Source organism: Mucilaginibacter rivuli, from assembly GCF_019391655.1.
Taxonomy (GTDB): Bacteria; Bacteroidota; Bacteroidia; order Sphingobacteriales; family Sphingobacteriaceae; genus Mucilaginibacter; species Mucilaginibacter rivuli.
This window is the reverse complement of sequence record NZ_JAHXPQ010000006.1, coordinates 140314-158358: the sequence shown is the minus strand read 5'-3', so window position 1 is coordinate 158358 and position 18045 is coordinate 140314. Positions and strand designations below refer to the sequence as shown.

At 43.3% G+C, this 18045-nt stretch carries 11 protein-coding genes; 7 read left to right on the top strand and 4 right to left on the bottom strand.

Translation table 11 applies throughout. The features are described from left to right. Positions 1–12: 12 nt before the first annotated feature. Genes KXQ82_RS15005 through KXQ82_RS14990 form a run of 4 tightly spaced genes read right to left on the bottom strand, consistent with a single transcriptional unit; the run spans position 13 to position 4722 of the window. Complete coding sequence (locus KXQ82_RS15005) at positions 13–1260, bottom strand: DUF2264 domain-containing protein (RefSeq protein ID WP_255563673.1); 1248 nt, start codon at positions 1258–1260, stop codon at positions 13–15. Further along, positions 1260–2270 (bottom strand): family 43 glycosylhydrolase, encoded by a 1011-nt coding sequence (locus tag KXQ82_RS15000; protein ID WP_219489245.1) that lies wholly within the window; start codon positions 2268–2270, stop codon positions 1260–1262. The genes KXQ82_RS15005 and KXQ82_RS15000 overlap by 1 nt, the downstream gene beginning before the upstream one ends. Further along, positions 2267–3472: a glycoside hydrolase family 88 protein gene (locus tag KXQ82_RS14995; protein WP_219489243.1), complete on the bottom strand. Its 1206-nt coding sequence runs from the start codon at positions 3470–3472 to the stop codon at positions 2267–2269. Before KXQ82_RS14995 ends, KXQ82_RS15000 begins: the two co-directional genes overlap by 4 nt. 11 nt (positions 3473–3483) lie before the next feature. Beyond that, positions 3484–4722, bottom strand: a complete 1239-nt coding sequence (locus tag KXQ82_RS14990; protein ID WP_255563672.1) for a BNR repeat-containing protein — start codon at positions 4720–4722, stop codon at positions 3484–3486. 605 nt (positions 4723–5327) lie between these two features. Between KXQ82_RS14990 and KXQ82_RS14985 the strand changes: the two genes are divergently transcribed. The 7 genes from KXQ82_RS14985 (at position 5328) to KXQ82_RS14955 (ending at position 17918) form a co-directional block, all read left to right on the top strand. Then, a complete protein-coding gene (locus KXQ82_RS14985) occupies positions 5328–8363 on the top strand; it encodes a SusC/RagA family TonB-linked outer membrane protein (protein ID WP_219489242.1) in 3036 nt (1011 codons plus the stop codon). A 12-nt stretch (positions 8364–8375) separates the two neighbouring features. Continuing rightward, positions 8376–10115: a RagB/SusD family nutrient uptake outer membrane protein gene (locus KXQ82_RS14980; RefSeq protein ID WP_219489240.1), complete on the top strand. Its 1740-nt coding sequence runs from the start codon at positions 8376–8378 to the stop codon at positions 10113–10115. Between the two features lie 46 nt (positions 10116–10161). Continuing rightward, positions 10162–13311, top strand: a complete 3150-nt coding sequence (locus KXQ82_RS14975; RefSeq protein ID WP_219489239.1) for a SusC/RagA family TonB-linked outer membrane protein — start codon at positions 10162–10164, stop codon at positions 13309–13311. A 47-nt stretch (positions 13312–13358) separates the two neighbouring features. Beyond that, positions 13359–15176 (top strand): RagB/SusD family nutrient uptake outer membrane protein, encoded by a 1818-nt coding sequence (locus tag KXQ82_RS14970; RefSeq protein WP_219489238.1) that lies wholly within the window; start codon positions 13359–13361, stop codon positions 15174–15176. A gap of 328 nt (positions 15177–15504) precedes the next feature. Then, positions 15505–16095, top strand: coding sequence for a TetR/AcrR family transcriptional regulator (locus KXQ82_RS14965; protein WP_219489236.1), 591 nt, complete (start codon positions 15505–15507; stop codon positions 16093–16095). 138 nt (positions 16096–16233) lie between these two features. Further along, complete coding sequence (locus KXQ82_RS14960) at positions 16234–16908, top strand: SDR family NAD(P)-dependent oxidoreductase (RefSeq protein WP_219489235.1); 675 nt, start codon at positions 16234–16236, stop codon at positions 16906–16908. A gap of 11 nt (positions 16909–16919) precedes the next feature. Continuing rightward, positions 16920–17918, top strand: a complete 999-nt coding sequence (locus tag KXQ82_RS14955; protein WP_219489233.1) for an NADP-dependent oxidoreductase — start codon at positions 16920–16922, stop codon at positions 17916–17918. Positions 17919–18045 lie beyond the last annotated feature (127 nt).

The window sequence follows — 18045 nt, the reverse complement described above, 5'->3', positions numbered from 1 at the left end:
TTAAATAGTTCATTAGTTTTTAATGTCTAAAGCATGGTCTGCCGGCGTATCCTGTCCGGTCCAAACTTTAACAGCTGTCCAGGGCTCATCAGGCGTTGTCCAAAAAGCGTTGGTGTCGGGCAGGCCAAGGGGTAAAAATATCTCGCTGCAGATGTATAAGCTACCCGAGGTAATATAAACATCGGCCAATGAAGGCTGAGGGCCGTACAGCCCAATGCTCAGCCAGCCATCTTTAGAAAATGTAGCGGGCGCGCCTAAGGTCTTTTTTATCACAGCCGCCAACGCGCAGCGCACCTGTGCGGGTTTAAGGCTGGCTGGCAGTTGTTGTAAGTATGCCATGTTGGCCAGGTGATGGAAAACGCCACCACGGTAAACAATAGAGCGACCAATTATAGGGTAAGTGCCATCCATGTTGATCGTACGCTCTTGTATTTCAGCATATCGCTGGCCTATTTTTACTTGTTTTTCTTCTTCATTTGGATATGATCTCTTTTTCGCGTTGATCTCTTTTAAGATGAGCGACAGGTAGGGCTGGATTACGATGCTGTTATAATAATCCTGGTGAAAATTCATACCATCCGAATACATCCCATCGCCAGCATACCAGTGTTTGGTAAATTCCTTAACCCCAAATTCAACCCTGAGCGGATCATACGGAAGGTCATATTTACAAAAGAAGGTTTCGATCATTCCCGAAAAAAGTATCCAGTTTGAGTAAACAGGAACTGTTGCACGGGTAGATATAAGTGCATCTATCACTTGTTTTTGAACGTGTTCATCCAAATGATGCCAAAGCCAGGGCGAGCGTACCAGTCCTAAAGCAAAAAAAGAGGCATCAACCAAAGGTTGCCCGCCGGTCCATTGCAGGTAATCTTTAGCTTCCGGGTTAACCGCGTTGGCAATTGCTTTTAGCGTTTGCTTTCGATACTCGTTACGCAAACTGGTTTCATCAGCATCGCCGCCTTCAAGTTCTAACCATGGCGCAATTCCGCTTAATGTTCGTCCGAAAGCTTCCAGGTAACCCACCTTTGCCCTGCTTACCTTATTATCGATATGATCAGACATTAGCATGGGCATTTTCTCTTTCAATTGATTTTCGGCAAGGTTGAAAATTATAGGCCGTGCAACCTCATCCATATATTTTAACCAAACCTGCCGTTCAGAAACGGGCTTTGCCGTTTTCTTTTGCCCGTAAACGGGGCCAATAAATACCGCTAATAATAAACTGATCCGGATGGTGAATTTGATCTTTTTCATCATTATTTTATCTTCACAGGTTTGATTTGTTCGTAAACATTTACCGGCATAATATTTCCGGCTGCATCAAAATGCATGGAAGAGATACAGGTTTCCCTGTTGTACCCATCGCCTCCGGGTATTTTAAACCGATGATATGCGATATACCATTCATCTTTGCCCGGTACCTGAACAACAGAATGATGCCCGGCACCTTTAACCAGGCCATATCCTTTTAGTACAGAATGTCCCTCTGCCTTAACAAAAGGCCCGAGGGGCGAGTTGGATGTAGCATACGCTATAGAATAACGCGGGTCGCGGGTATCAAATTCTGACCACATAAGGTAGTAAACCCCTTTACGCTTGATCATGAAAGGCCCTTCGTTATACCCCGGAGGTTTGAAAGACTTGATGGCTGCCGTATCACAACTGATCATGTCAGCATTTAATTTCACGATGTTGCATTGCCCTTGCCCCCAGTATAAGTAGGTGCTGCCGTCGTCATCGGTAAAGGCCATTGGGTCTATCATTTGCCCCCTTCGCGTACCTTTTGGTATCAATGGTTTTGATAATGGATCTTTAAAAGGACCCGTAGGTTTATCCGCCACAGCGACACCAATATTTACATTGGCCGAAAAATAGAAATAGTACTTGCCGTTTTTTGCGGCTATTGTTGGTGCCCATGCACGATCCTTCGCCCAGGTAAGGTCTCTAGGAAGATCGAGTATAACGCCCTCGTTTCTCCAGTCTACCATGTTTGCAGATGACCAGCAGCTGAACGAGGTAGATAACCAGCCTTTGGTGCCATCGGTAGTTGGATATATGTAAAACCTTTTTCCAAAAGCTGCGATGTTAGGATCAGCAAATAAGCCGGGTAGTTTTGGTGCAGGAGCAGGCCGTACGGTATCAATTATAACTCCGGCCAGGTGTCTTTTCCCAACCGTATCGCGAACCTGCGCGAATGTTATTTGACACGCGGCCGCCATCAAAAACGGTATCATGGCACCACTATAGTGTTTTATTCTTTTTTTCATTTTTGCGCGAAGTTTTGGTACCGCTGTATGGCTTCAATAAAATAATAGTCGGCATAGGTTAAAGGCACATCTATCTCTTTCTTTTCGGGCATGTGCCCTACGCTGTGCTGTAATATAAAGCCACCATTGCTACCTGCTTTGGCCAGGTACTCAGGTGACGACAAGTTCCGGATAATAGTTTCTGCAGTTTTAAAATAAAGCTGACCATATTTTAAGTCTGAATATCTACAAAGCTCAAGAAATGCTGAGGCCATTACGCTCGCCGCAGAAGCATCTCTTAACGCATTAGGTATATTGGGCGCATTGTAATCCCAATAGGGGATCTTATCGGCCGGCAGGTTGTGGTTGTTCAATATAAACTGAGCGATGTGTTCTGCCTGTTGTAAATACTTTTTATTGTGAGTTTCGCGGTACATTACCGTATAGCCATAAAGTCCCCAGGCTTGCCCACGCGCCCATGCCGATTCGTTTGAATAACCCTGTGCTGTGCGGCGTTGTTGAACCTCGCCCGTGGCAGGGTTGTAGTTAACTACATGATACGAACTGAAATCGGGCCGGAAATGGTTCTTCATCGTGGTGTTCGCATGGGTAACGGCAATTTTGTAAAAGCTGGAATCGCCGGTTACTTTTGTCGCGTAAAACAACAACTCAAGGTTCATCATATTATCGATGATGACCAGGTACTCCGGCTTTTTTGAATCCCATGATTTTATACAACCAATTTTAGGATCAAAACGGCTGCTTAATGATTTAGCGCTATTGATCAATATCTCTTTATTTTTTTGAGTATTGTTTATTTTCTGCACGGTGCCAAAGCTGCAATACATCATAAAACCCAGATCGTGCGTGGTTTTATTGTATTGCTGGGCAGATAATACATCCAACATCCGGTTAGCTTCGGTAAGCAGCGCTGCATCTTTTGTTTTTTGATAAATATTAAGCAATGTACCCGGATAAAAACCACTGCACCACCAACCCGGGCCACTTGTTTCCAGTTTATTTGAATCCGGATGATAGGTCTTGGGGAACTTGCCGGGTGCTAAGGTTTGCATTAATTGTTTGTATTGGCTGTCTGCTAACTTATAATCTGCCTCAATTAGCTTCAAAACGGCCCTGTTGGTTTTGAAACTCCTATGCTGGGCATTGGCCAATGTAAATATCAGCATTAAAGCCACTAAACCAGACGCTATTTTTTTTCTCATGTTACCTTTTCTCAAAATTTTGGTGTCCATTCAATTACTCCTACGGGTTGCGATGACACTTTAGCGGTACCTTCACCGTCTATCTGCGTAGTTTTTTGGATAAATAAATTAAGTATGTGTTTGTCATTCCACAACAATGTATCATACGATGGTTCCCATGATCCTACAGCGTAATCTGTTAAATCGCTTATCTGCCATTGGTTTCCGGCAATATCATTAGTTATGGCAACGGATACTTTGTTCCCGCGTTCTTCATCGCGGAATATTAATGCTGTTTTAAAGTGTTTTTTTTCGGCCCAGGCAACAATTTGCGGCCTGGAAACAGGTATTTGCTTTGTACCTGTGCCGCTTAAGCTAAAGTCTGTTTTGCGAAAGCCTAAATTGTTCACCTCCCAATGATCGCCTGTTTTGTAAACAATATGGTATTGCGGTACTGATTGAGCATTATCTTTCCAATAGGTTGCTATAAAAGGGTGCCCGGATGCATCAGCAAACATTGATGTTTGATTGATCAGTTCGCTCCGCTGTGGGATTTTAACCGCGTACTCCGCTGTTTCTGCATTAATAGGTAATTTGTAAGCTTCTCCCGTCGATTTTTGCCAGGTTATGCCACCGTCTTTCGAACTAGCGTAAGCGATATCATGGTTACTTGCAACATCAGGCGATTCGCGCCAAACCCACGACAGGTGAATGGTGCCCAAAACATCGGTGGTAATTTGCCAGTATGCATTGCGCTTACCCTGGCCATTTATCAGGTTATCCTGCAAACGGTTCCACTTCTTATTCTTTAGGTCATAACGGTTTAAAATGAGGTTCCCATTCCCCGATCCGCCATCTCTGTAAAAAAACAGCAAATCGCCGGTAGGAAGCCGGTAAAACTCAGGGTAACTTAATTTATTCTCCTTTTCGCCGGTCATGCTTTTTTTACCGGAAAGATCTAACGAACCGGGAGCGATACCAACGGCATAATTTAATGGATTATTATGCTGCCCCCATGCCATATGGATATACCCATCACCGTCAACCATAATACTGATGGACTTGTGTGCATCGGTAACATCGCCTTTAAAAGGGGTACGCTTTATTTCCCACTGGCTTGCGCCCGACTTTCTTTTTGCCAATACAACATATGCCGAGCTATCGTAATAAGCAGCATATTGATATCTGCTGGAGGTGACCAGGGAGTTTTTACGGAAGATGACCGTATTAACACTATTATTGGCCCATCCGCCGGAATCAATTACTGACAAATGACCAGACTGTGCAAAAGAGTTGCGGTGTAGCACGCAACAACTAAGGCCAATAAACAAAAGGTAACAAAAAATTTTCTTTAACACATTATTATATTTAGATATCGGCCCTGCTACTTAGGTTTAGCACCGGTCGTTATAATTGATGCTGCTAAATTCAAACTTTTACATGGATTACACAGGGGGTAAAATCACCATTTAAAGGGGGATAATTAAAAAAAAGCATAAATGTAAATATTGTATTAATCGTTTTAACTGCTATATAGTGGGTTTTTAAAAATGACGTGATCCATTTTATTGTATCGATGTTTTAACCGTATAAGTTTGCTGGTTGGTTGTATGTTAAGTACTTTCTGCTGGTTAAGTGCTGTTTTTTAAGTGTTTAGGTGGTGGCTTAATGGTTTGAACTCCCCGGACATATGTGTAAAGTAATGATTAGTCCCTCTATCTTGGTAGATTTGTCCCCTTCTTTTGCCATACCCTCTGTATACCTTTGTCATATTCGGGATCGAATACAAAGCTAATTAGTGTCAAAATCATTAAAGTAAGCTCCCCGTTTCGACGACGATAACCAATAAACCAATAAGCTAAAAAATTGTAAAACTATGAAGTTAATGCTTAAACCTGCATTACTCTCTCTATTAGTGTGCTACACTTTAGGGACGGTTGCTGCCCCACCCGGCAAAATTTCCAACAATGTGAAGAAGCGATCCCACCGTGTCGCTGAAAATGAATTTAAGGGTACGGTTTTAGATGATCAGAACAATCCCCTGGCTGATGCAACTATCAAGAACCCGATTACCCGTTTTGAAACCAGGTCTAACAAATCGGGCAAGTTTATTTTAACAGCCAACATTGGCGATACCATCATTGTTAGTTTACAGGGATACAAAAACTTAAAATATGTATTGGGTGCCGAAAAGGAATTTTCGGTTAGCCTGGAAACAGACCAGGGCAGTGTAGCCCCGACAAAAGCACTGGCTGTACAACAAATTTATAATACAGTGCCGCAGGATCTTGTCATTTCGTCTAACGGTGCGGTGTATAATAAAGATTTGCTTAAATCGCCTGTAACCAGTTTCAGAAACGCTTTAACAGGTAGATTAGCCGGTTTATATACTTTACAATCATCGGGTCTGCCTGGTTCAGATGGTGCATCACTTACGTTAAGGGGCCAGGCACCTATCCTTATCATTGATGGCGTAGTTGCAAATATAACCTCATTCGATATGGAAGAGATCGAATCGGTTACTGTTTTAAAAGACGCATTAGCAACCGCCATGTTGGGTGTTAGAGGATCTCATGGAGCAATAGTGGTGACCACTAAAAAGGGGGCTGCAAAAAAACAGCAGATATCATTTACCGCGCAAACCGCCATACAGCAACCCATTACCTGGACAAAACCATTAAACTCGTTTGATTACGCCACCTTGCGAAATGAAGCCATGAAAAATGATGGAGTCCCTGCAAACTCAGGTTTGTATTATTCGCAAACAGCCTTAGATGCCTATAAAAATCATACAGACCCTATCAATTATCCTGATGTTGATTACAGGAGCGCCATTACAAAAAATAGCTCATTGTTTAATCGTTATACTTTCAGCGCTAATGGAGGCAACAGCTCGGCCCGGTATTTCGTTTCGATGGAAAACGTTAATCAGTCGGGCTTTTTAGCAACTGTTGATAGTAATAAGTATGAAACCAACAACAATTTCAACAGCTATATCATCCGCTCGAATGTTGACTTGAATATCACAAAGAAATTAACCGGCGGTTTGTATTTATTGGGACGTATTCAAAACTCAAATGAACCGGGGGCAACTACCGGAACAATTATTTCTAATTTATTGAATACACCCGCCAATGCTTATCCGTTGTTAAACCCAAACAACTCGTTTGCCGGAAATCAATTGTATCAAAACAACCTGTTAGCGCAAACTATCGGATCGGGTTACCGGCAGCGGTATTTCAGGGATATCATTGTTAATTTATATTTAAGGCAAGACCTGAGCGATTTGTTACAAGGCTTATGGATGAAAGGTAAAGTAGCCTTTAACTCCACTTTGGCCGAAGACATTACCAGGAATAAGGGTTTCGCGGTATTTCAGCAAACAGGTGCAACATATGCGCAATTTGGCACTAATGGTACCCAGGCAAACGGAAACGGTATAGGATACCAGGGTAAAATGGATTACGAGGAGTTTTCTTTGGGCTATGATAAAACAGTTGGTAAAAATGACTTTAGTGTTTTATTGCTGGCAAACAGGGATAACTCTACCGATGCTAATGATGCGCAGGCACTGCCTTATACTATCGTAGGTACCTCGGGCCGCTTTGCTTACAATTACGATGGCAAATACGTAGCCGAAGCAACCTTTGGGTTTAATGGTTCAAACAGGTACCCGCCTGATGGAAATTATAAACTTGGTTTTTTCCCGGCAATAGGTTTAGGATGGAATATGGAGAAAGAAAGTTTCATGAAGCCACTCACGGCCATCAGCAAACTTAAACTCTATGCATCTTACGGTATCAATGGATGGGATAGCCCGGGTTATTTTACCTATTATCAACGCTATTTTGATGGCCCCGCCCAGTATTTCGGAACAGGTGCCGGCTCGGTAACTACCATCACAGAAGGTACTTTGGCAAACGGTAACCTCACTTTTGAAAAAGCTGCCAAATTAAATATCGGCCTATCAGGTACACTGTTAAAAGACAGACTTTCGTTTACCGCCGAATACTTCAATAATAAATATTATGATCTGGCCATGCAGCGCGGGTCTAACAGCACTACTTTAGGGAATGACTATCCTAATCAAAATATTGGCCAAAACAGGTATTTTGGATGGGAGGGAACTGTTGGATGGCAGCAGAATATTAAACAGGTACAATTTTTTGTTTCTGTGAACGCCTCATCTGTAGGTAGCAAAATTATTTTTGCCGATGAGCCGGCTCAGCCTTATTCATGGATGTACCGCACAGGTCAGCCTGTTGGTCAACAATATGGGTACGTAGCACAGGGCTTATTTCAAACCCAGGCAGAGATCAACAGCAGCGCAACAACTGTTGGTTATAAAGCACAGCCCGGAGATATTAAATACCAGGATCTGAACAGTGACGGCGTAATCAACCAAAATGATGTAACCGCTATTGGTTCAACAAAGCCATTGTTTTTTTACGGCATAACCCTTGGCTTCGGTTGGAAAGGCTTTGATGTGAGCTTACTCTTCCAGGGTGTTCAAAACAGGAATGTGTACCTGAGCGGTAACAGCTATTGGGCCTTCCAGAACAACGGTACAGGTCAGGCTTATCAGCATAACCTAACCAGGTGGACTCCACAAACTGCCGCTACGGCAACCTACCCGCGTTTAAGCTATGGGTCAAATTCTAACAATGATGCAACCTCTTCTTATTGGGTAAGGAGCGGAGATTATTTCCGCTTAAAAAACGCGGAGATAGGTTATTCATTACCTGCATCCCTCATTTCAAAAATCCGACTTACAACAGTAAGGATATTTGCAAACGGTTATAACCTGGCAACAAGCAGCTCATCTGAGTTAGATGGCCTTTCGCCGGAATCTTATGGCGGCGGTTACCCGGTTATGCGCCTATATAACTTTGGTATTAACATTAAATTTTAGGACCTCACGAATATGAAAAAGAAATTTTACTCAGTTTTTGCCATCACATCGGTATTGTTATCTGTGCTGGGGAGTTCCTGCACCAAGTACGAAGAACAGCCTAAAGACTGGTTCACGAAGGACCTGACTTTTGATAACGTAGATCAGAATGGTATTGTTGCAGGTTACGATCTGAACAATATATACACCTATATCCCTGATGGCTTTGCCCGTATAAACGGTGAATTTTTAGATGCAGCTACCGATAATGCGGTTCCGTCTACCTATAATAAATCGGCAGAATACTTTACACGTGGTACAGTAACTGCCCAGAATAATCCTGAAGAAAGTACCGGAAATGGATATCCGCTTACTTTTTGGGGCGATTGTTATTATGGTATCCGCAGGGTAAATATCTTCCTGGCTAACATTAACGCGGTGCCGGTTGCTGCCCAAACCAAACAATACTGGATAACCGAAGCACGTTTTTTACGCGCCTACTTTTATTGGGAACTGCTTAAACGTTATGGTGGTGTGCCTCTTTTAGGCGATACGGTTTACGGCCTTGATGATAACATCCAGTTACCCAGAAATACATTTGCGCAAACGGTTGATTATATCATAAGTGAGTGTAACGCTATTAAACCCAATATGCGCCCCGATCCATTATCAACTTCCGATTTTGGCCGCGCGTCAAAAGGAGCGGCTGTTGCATTAAAATGTCATGTTCTGTTATTTGCTGCAAGCCCTTTATTTAACGGTGGCGGGTTTGAATCTGATCCGGTTAAGAAAGCTTTAACAGGCTACCCAACCGCCGACCCAACCCGCTGGCAGGCAGTAGTAGATGCCTATACAGAGTTTCAGGCACTGGGTTATTACGCTTTGGTGCAAACAGGTACACCAACAGCTTTCACATCGGTATTTACCACAAAAATGTCAACCGAGATCATTTTTGCTAAGCAAAGTACAAACAATAACTCCTTGGAAAACAACCAGAGCCCTGTTGGTTATATTGTTTCCAATACAAAAAGCCAGGGACTTACCAGTCCAACCCAAAATTTGGTGGATGCCTTCCCAATGTTAAATGGTTTAGGTATTAATGATGTTGGTTCCGGATATAGCAGTGCCTCGCCTTATACAAACCGCGATCCGCGTTTGGCAGGTACCGTATTTTATAACGGGTTAACCTGGTTAAACCGCCCTACCCAAATGTTTGAAGGAGGCCTGGATAAACCGAATAATACAACAATATCTACCGTGCAATCACGCACAGGATACAACCTGCGTAAGTTTTTAGGTAATTTCAGTACCAGCACAACATTTTCGGCCCAAAGCCATAACTACCCTATCTTCCGCTATGCCGAGATCATCCTGAATTATGCTGAGGCATTGAACGAGCTTGGCCAAACAGAGAATGCTGTTCAGCAAGTTATCCTGATCAGGAAAAGGGCGGGTATTACAGCAGGCACTAATAACAGGTATGGTATACCAGTGGGGATCAATACATCGGATATGAGAACGCTGATCATGAATGAAAGAAGAATTGAGTTCGCATTTGAGGAGCATCGCTTTTGGGATATAAGGAGATGGAAAACCGCGCCGCAGGTGATGACACAAAACCTTACCGGCGTTAGTATATCCGCAGGTGCTACACCAACCTTTACACCCATCGCAGTAACTACAGGTGTTTGGAATGACAGGTTATATCATATGCCGATCCCTTATGACGAGATCATGAAGAACCCTAAACTGATTCAGAACGAGGGCTGGTAATCATATTGATTTGGACAATTTATAATCCCTATTTAAAAAATAAATAATGAAAAAGATATTATACCTGGTTCTGACCATCTGTTGCCTGAGTAGTGTTAGGCTGATGGCTCAAAGCATACAAGTTACAGGGACCGTTTCAGACACTACCGGAGCCGCTCTGCCGGGAGCGCTCATTACCGAACAAGGTACAACAAATGCTACGGCGGCAAATGCTTCCGGTCGGTTTACCTTAATGCTTAAGGGCACCAAACATATTTTGGTTTTTACCATGATCGGTTTTAAAAGCCAGGAAGTTAACCTGGGCAACAGGCGAACCGTTGACATCAAGTTAAAGGAATCTTCGCAAAGCCTTAATGAGGTTGTTGTTGTTGGTTACGGCAAACAAAAGAAAATTACTGCAACAGGTGCCATAAGTTCGGTTTCGGGGGAAGAACTGCGGTCAAACCCTACAGCGGCTATCCAGAATACCATGGCCGGGAAAGTTCCGGGTTTCTTTTCACAGCAAACTTCGGGTCGTCCCGGTGCAGATGGTGCAACCTTTTATATCCGTGGGGTGAGTTCATATAACACGGGCAGTAACTCGCCAACCATTTATGTAGATGATATTGAATATACATTAGATCAGTTTTCGAGATTAGATGCCAATGAGATCGAGTCGGTATCGGTATTAAAAGACGCCGCCGCAACCGCAGTGTTTGGGGTTAGGGGGGCAAACGGTGTTATCGTAGTAACAACACGCCGGGGCAAGATAGGACCGCCGCAGATCACTTTCCGTGGCGAGACCAGCTTATCGCAGCCTACCGTATTCCCAACTTTTTTAAATTCGTTTGATGCCGCAACATTATACAACCAGGGCCGCAAAAATGACGGGCAGGCACCTCAGTTTAGTGATGCCGATCTGGCAGCATACCGTGATCACACTGACCCTTACGGACACCCGGATGTGGATTGGAAAAGCGTGCTGTTTAAAAAATTCGCGAGTCAGTACCGCGGTAACTTCGATGTATCAGGTGGTACAGAAAGTGTGAAATACTTCGTATCAGCCGGTTATCTTCATCAGGATGGTATGGTGAATGATTTTGGCAGCGCGGTAGGGGTAAATAACAATTATTTTAGTGATCGTTATAACTACCGCTCCAACCTGGATATGAAAATAACCCGGACTACCGATCTTAAGGTTGATCTTTCGGGTAATATCAGTACCATTAATGTACCACAGGTAGGCAGCCCCAATGGCTGGAATGATGTATTGGCTGATTATGGAAGCATCTGGACGCTTGCTCCATGGGCGTACCCGATCTATAATCCCGACGGATCATTAGGCTATAGCCAATGGGCCCGTAGCCCCGGCACCGGTGGTACGGTTTATGATGCGAATAATATTGTAGGAAGGTTAACCTATCTGGGTTATACCAGGACTTTTGAAAATAACATGAACCTGGCTACTACGGCCAATCAAAAGCTTGATTTTATTACCGAAGGTCTTTCATTAAAAGGTACCTTATCTTACGCCTCTCAATATAATAATCCAACGCTTACCATGTCTGGCGGCGAATTTCCTTCATATATTTATGATCCTGTAGCCAATACATATTCGCCACGTAGCGCAAACACCTTCAGGGTGCGCAGGTTGATCAGGGGATCGGGAAATGGCAGCACCATCAGGATACTGACCACCCAGGCAGCATTAAATTACGACCGCGGCTTTGGGTACCATCACATTACAGCCCTTGCCTTGTACCTGCAGCAATCAGACACCAGGAATAGTGGAGATGCTACCTATAATTTTATTCCAAGTATCTTCAAAAGTTATGTTGGAAGGTTCGCCTATAATTATCGCCAAAAATACCTGCTCGAGTTTAATGGTGCTATAAACGGATCCGATCGCTTTTCTGCCGATCATCGCTACGGTTTCTTCCCGGCTGTTTCAGCAGGATGGAATGTAAGCGAAGAGGGCTTCTTTAAAAATCATGTCAACTTTATCAACCGCTTAAAATTAAGAGGTTCATACGGGCTTGTGGGTAATGATAAATTAGGCAGTTTTACCTATTATTATCAACAAACGTATGGCTCTGGAGGTAACCAGGTATTCTTTGGTAACCCTAGCGCCAACGCCGCTAATGGCATTTACGAAGGCACCTTAGGTAACCTCGAGGTGAGTTGGGAAAAAGAAAGAAAACTTGACCTTGGTATCGAAATGGGTTTCTTTAAAGATAAACTATCGGCAACGGTTGATTACTTTGACAATAACAGGTTCGATATCCTGACCGACAGAAGTGGTAAAACTGATCCGCGTTTCGGTTCAGTATCATTGGTGTTCGGGCAAAGCCTGCCGCCGGTTAACCTTGGAAAAGTAAATAACAAAGGTGTGGAAGTTGAGCTGAGCTATAATGGCAAAGTAGGTAAGGACCTTAGCTTTAATGTGAAAGGTACCTATTCGATCGCCAAAAATAAGATCGTGTTTGCTGATGAGCCTTCTTACCAAAATAGCTACCAGGCCTACACCGGCAATGCCATCAATACACAACGTGTTTATACCTGGATAGGATTTTATAAAGACGCAGCCGATATTGCTGCCAGTCCTAAGCCAGCTGGTGCGCCTCCTCGTCCCGGAGACTTAAAATATGCTGACTTAAACAATGATGGCATTATTGATGGTTTTGATTCAAAAGTGCAGGGCGACCCGAATGTGCCAAACACAACTGGTGGTTTGAACCTGGGTATCCGCTATAAGAATTTCAATATTGGTGTATTCTTCCAGGGCTCGAGAGGGTTTAATGTGCGCGGCCTTGCAGAAGCCATTCAACCTGTTGGTGCAAACTTCCAGGCTATCCACCAACAGGCCTGGACGCCTGCTATTGGCGACGACGCCAAATTCCCGCTATTGTCGTTCATTCCGGGTATTAGCGATTCACGGGCGTACCCTTCAACTTTCTGGCTTATTCCCGGAGATTATATTCGCCTCAAAACAGCCGAGATAGGCTATACACTACCTAAAGCCTGGGTTGCGAAATTAAAAATGAAAGATATAAAGGTGTATTCTAATGGTTATAACCTGTATACCTGGACCAAGTTAAGTTCACTTTATCAGCTTGATCCCGAAATTAACCAGGGATCAACCGGATCGAGCGGTACCGACAGAACCAATTACCCGCCGCAACGCATGTTTAATTTTGGTGTTAGCGCAACATTTTAATAACAGATAAATTAACAAAGTACCTACGTACTTAAAAACTTAATAAAATGAAGAAGTTATTACTAATCTTAGGTGTTTGCGCGGTTTTCGCGTCATGCTCCAAGACAAGCTCTCTTGATAATAAAACCTCGGCTTTAGATGAGACCGCGGTATTTACCGATAGTTTACGTACCATACAATTTTTGAATGGTATATATGCCGAGGGTACTTACGGTAATACAGATTATGCAGGTATCGGTTTTTCATTCAATAAAAGAAGATGGGAAACACACGGTAATTGGGAAACCTCTGCCGACGACGCGGAGTATTCGCTAAGCTCGGCTACGCGCCCTTCGGTAATGTTTTACCAGGGTACTTTTTCGGCAGCCAACTATGGGGCAAGCCCCAAAGCCACCGATATTTGGGCTACTCCTTACAAAAACATCCGCAGGTGTAATTTACTATTGCAGGATATTGACAAATCGCCATTATCAACCGGAACAAAAAACAGGATAAGGGGTGAGGCAAGGTGTTTGAGGGCCTGGTATTACATGCAGTTACTTATCGTTTACGGTGGTGTTCCTAACGTGGGCGATAAGGTTTATGGCATAAGTGATTTTATAAACCTGCCAAGGCAAAATTTCGCTGAATTTGTAGCCTATTTATCTGCAGAACTGGATGCCGCCGCCGCATTGCTCCCTATACCCGGTGCAACTTACCCGCAAGGGGGCTATCAGGATCTTGACTATCAACGGGTAACTAAAGGTACTGCAATGGGCCTTAAATCGCGCTTGTTGCTGTACGCTGCCAGCCCATTATTTAATGGTGGGGCACTCGCTACGGCTACCGCCCAACAAAAGGCCGTTGTGAGCTATCCAACTTACAGTGTTGCCCGTTGGCAGGCCGCAGCTGATGCTGCTTTGGCGGTGATCAACAGTAATTACTATTCATTAAACGTTGATAACACAAAACCAGGCCTTGGATTCTATAATTTATTTTTATCGAGAACCAATAACGAATATATATTCGCCGTGTCGAGGCCGGTTAACAAAGATTTCGAGTCTTATTACCTTCCGGGAACAAGGGGCGGATCAAATTATTCAAGACCAACTCAAAACATGGTTGATGCTTTTCCTATGCGCAACGGTAAAGCCATTACCGATCCTGCCTCTGGTTATGTAGCAAGCAATCCTTACATTAACCGCGATCCGAGAATGAATTATACGGTTATGTTCAATGGTGCCAAGTATCAAAGTAATGCCAACATTCAGGATTTTGTTTGGACGTTTACAGGCACAGGGTCAAATGGCGATGCATTTTCGTCAGGTGGTAATACCGGGTATTTTTGCCGCAAAATGTGTGATAGCACGGTTACAAATAGTGTTGGCGCAAGCCCTGCAAGAAGCTGGCCGTTGATGCGTTATGCCGAAATACTGTTAAATTATGCCGAGGCGATTAACGAAACCGGGCAACCTGACTTAGCTTACCCGAACCTGAGGCTGATAAGAGACAGGGCTGGTATTTTGCCGGGTACTGATGGTAATTACGGTATGAAAGCAAACATGACCCAGGACGAGATGCGCGCGTTTATTCAAAACGAACGCCATATTGAGTTAGCTTACGAAGACCAGCGCTGGCATGATATCAGGAGATGGAAAATAGCCATGACGCTTTACAATGGCGGCCCTAACGGATATAACAAAGTAATGCACCCCATCCGCGTTGGCTCTGCCGGATCATTAACTACGGGTGTAGGTTTGACATTTACCTATCAGATAGAAGATAATATCCGCCAGCACGTATTCAGGCCCGAAATGTACCTGTTGCCGATTATGGATGATGAGATCCGTAAAATGCCGGCCATGATCCAAAATCCGGGCTGGTAAACAGCTTGATAACTTAACTCCCTATCATAATATAATTGACCGATAGCTGGTTCACGTTTTGTGGATCAGCTATTTTTATGAATGTTTCGCACTAATAAATTATTAATTACGATGAATGGGAAAGTATTTGGCTTAATAAAGAAAATGGCACTTCTTCGGTGTTTATGTACGATAACTCTAAATTATATAAATATAGCGAGTAACCTCGACGGAAAGAACTATCGCGTATAGAGCTGATTGTCATCTTCATATCATAAAGAATATAATATACTAAAAAGTATTTTAAAATAAACTTTTTAGTATATTTTTGCTTCAAAACTTTATTGATATGCTTAGCAAAGCGGAAAGAACAAAACAATTTATCCTGGAAACAGCGGCCCCCATCTTTAATCAGAAAGGGATATCAGGCGCAAATATAGACGACGTGCTTGCCGCCACAAAACTGACCAAAGGATGTCTTTACGGTCATTTTGAAGGCAAGGAAGATCTGGCCCTGCAGGTTGTTGATTTTATGCTAAATACTAACGGCGAAAAAATGTTACTAACCATTAGCCAGGGTAAAACAGCTAAGGCTAAAGTATTCGCCTTTCTCGATTTTTATAAGGATCCTCTTAATACTTACCTTAAAGGCGGATGTCCTGTATTTAACATCGCGGTAGAATCAGACGATAACTTTCCGGCTGTTAAACAAAAGATAGCCGGTGTTATCAGGCATGGACAGGAATTGTTTGTTAGCATTTTAAATAAAGGCATTGCCGACGGGGAGTTTTCTGACAAGCTTGACCCGGCTGTTTACGCGTTCAAAGCGGTGGCTGCGGTTGAAGGTGCGGTTGTGATGTGCAAGGCGATGAATACTGCACAACCGATGGCTGGTTTGCTCAGGAGTCTTAAAGCAGAATTGGAGAGTTACTCACTCTAATTTTTTTAATATAAAATATACTAAAAAGTCTAAAAAAAATAGAACCATGCAATTAAACGGAAAAACGATATTGATCACAGGCGGTGCATCAGGTATCGGGCTGGAAGCAGCAAACAATTTTTAGCCAATGGCGCCAGCGTGATCATCACCGGCAGAAACCAGAAAAAATTAGATGAAGCCAGAAAGCTGTATCCGGCAATTACAGTCATTAAAAGTGATGTATCAGATGCCGTTGATGCGCAAAAGCTTTTCAACCAGGTACAGCAACTGGGCGGTATAGATATTTTATATAATAACGCAGGAGTGTTAACTGCCCCGATCAACCTCGGAACAGCAAACGATCAGCATTTTGAAGATGCGGCGTACGAAATAAACGTTAATTACCTGGCAGTGATTCGGCTTAACAACCTTTTCATCGATATGCTTAAATCAAGGAAGGAAAGCGCGATCATCAATACTACATCATTATTGAGTTATGTTCCGTCATTGTTGGAAGCCACTTACGCCGCCTCCAAAGTAGCATTGCAGTTTTACACCAAAGCGCTTAGAAAGCACCTGCAAATTTTGAACAGCAGCACAAAGGTTTTTGAACTTTTACCGCCGCTTGTTGCCACAGAAATGACAACTGCTATGAACGGCAAAAAAATGACCACGGCAGATATGGTGAAAGCCTTTATTGCAGGCCTTAAAAAAGATCAGCTTACTATCCGTATAGGTGATGCCAAAGCAGTGTATATACTCAACCGACTTTTTCCCAAACTGACTTTTGACCTGGCTAATCCTAAGAAAAGTTACAAAGTAATAGCCTCGTAAAAATTTAAAAAATGAAAGCATTTATTATAGACAAGTATAAAAAAGATGGTGGCTACATTGGGCAAATGCCCGTTCCTGAACTTCAAGCAGACGAAGTGCTGGTAGAAGTACATGCTGCCGGCATCAACCTGCTGGATTCTAAAATCAGAAACGGGGAGTTCAAAATTATTTTGCCATATAAAACACCCTTTGTTTTAGGACATGACGTAGCTGGTGTTGTAACCAAGATTGGAGCCCGGGTGAAACAATTTAAGGTTGGCGACGAGGTTTACGCGCGTCCGGCAGATCACCGGATTGGAACATTCGCGGATTTGATTGCTGTTAAGGAAACGGATGCGGCGCTTAAACCTAAACAACTGAGTATGGAAGCAGCGGCATCCATCCCCCTGGTGGGCCTAACCGCCTGGCAGGCCCTGATTGAAAAAGGGAGACTGAAGAAAGGACAGAAAGTATTCATCCAGGCAGGCTCAGGTGGTGTGGGCACATTTGCCATTCAGCTGGCTAAACATTTGGGCGCAACTGTGGCTACAACTACAAGCGCAGTCAACATTGAGTTAGTGAAAAGCCTTGGCGCTGATGTTGTTATTGATTACAAAAAAGATGACTTTGAGAAAGTACTGCACGGTTATGACCTGGTTTTACATAGTCAGGACGGAAAGACGCTCGAAAAATCGCTGCGGGTATTAAAACCCGGCGGAAAACTCATCTCGGTCTCCGGCCCGCCTGACCCTGATTTTGCAGAAGAGATTGAAGCGCCCTGGTTCGTAAAATTAATTATGCGCCTGTTAAGCTTTGGCGTACGGAAGAAAGCAAAAGGGCTTAAAGTGTATTTTTCCTTCCTGTTTATGAGGGCAAACGGAGATCAGTTAAAGGAAATTACCGCTCTTATAAATTCGGGTACTATAAGACCGGTTATAGATAAAGTTTTCCCATTCGAGGCCATCAAAGAAGCGATGGCATATGTTGAAAGCGGCCATGCAAAAGGAAAAGTGGTGATAAAAATTAAATGATTAAAATCTCAGCAATAGATACTTGAAAAGCTGACAAACGCTATTCGCCTGGTATAGTGTATATGTATTATCGGGGCATCGGGAAAGGAACAAATGCCGAATGCTTTTGTGTGTGGAGCGATCTTAT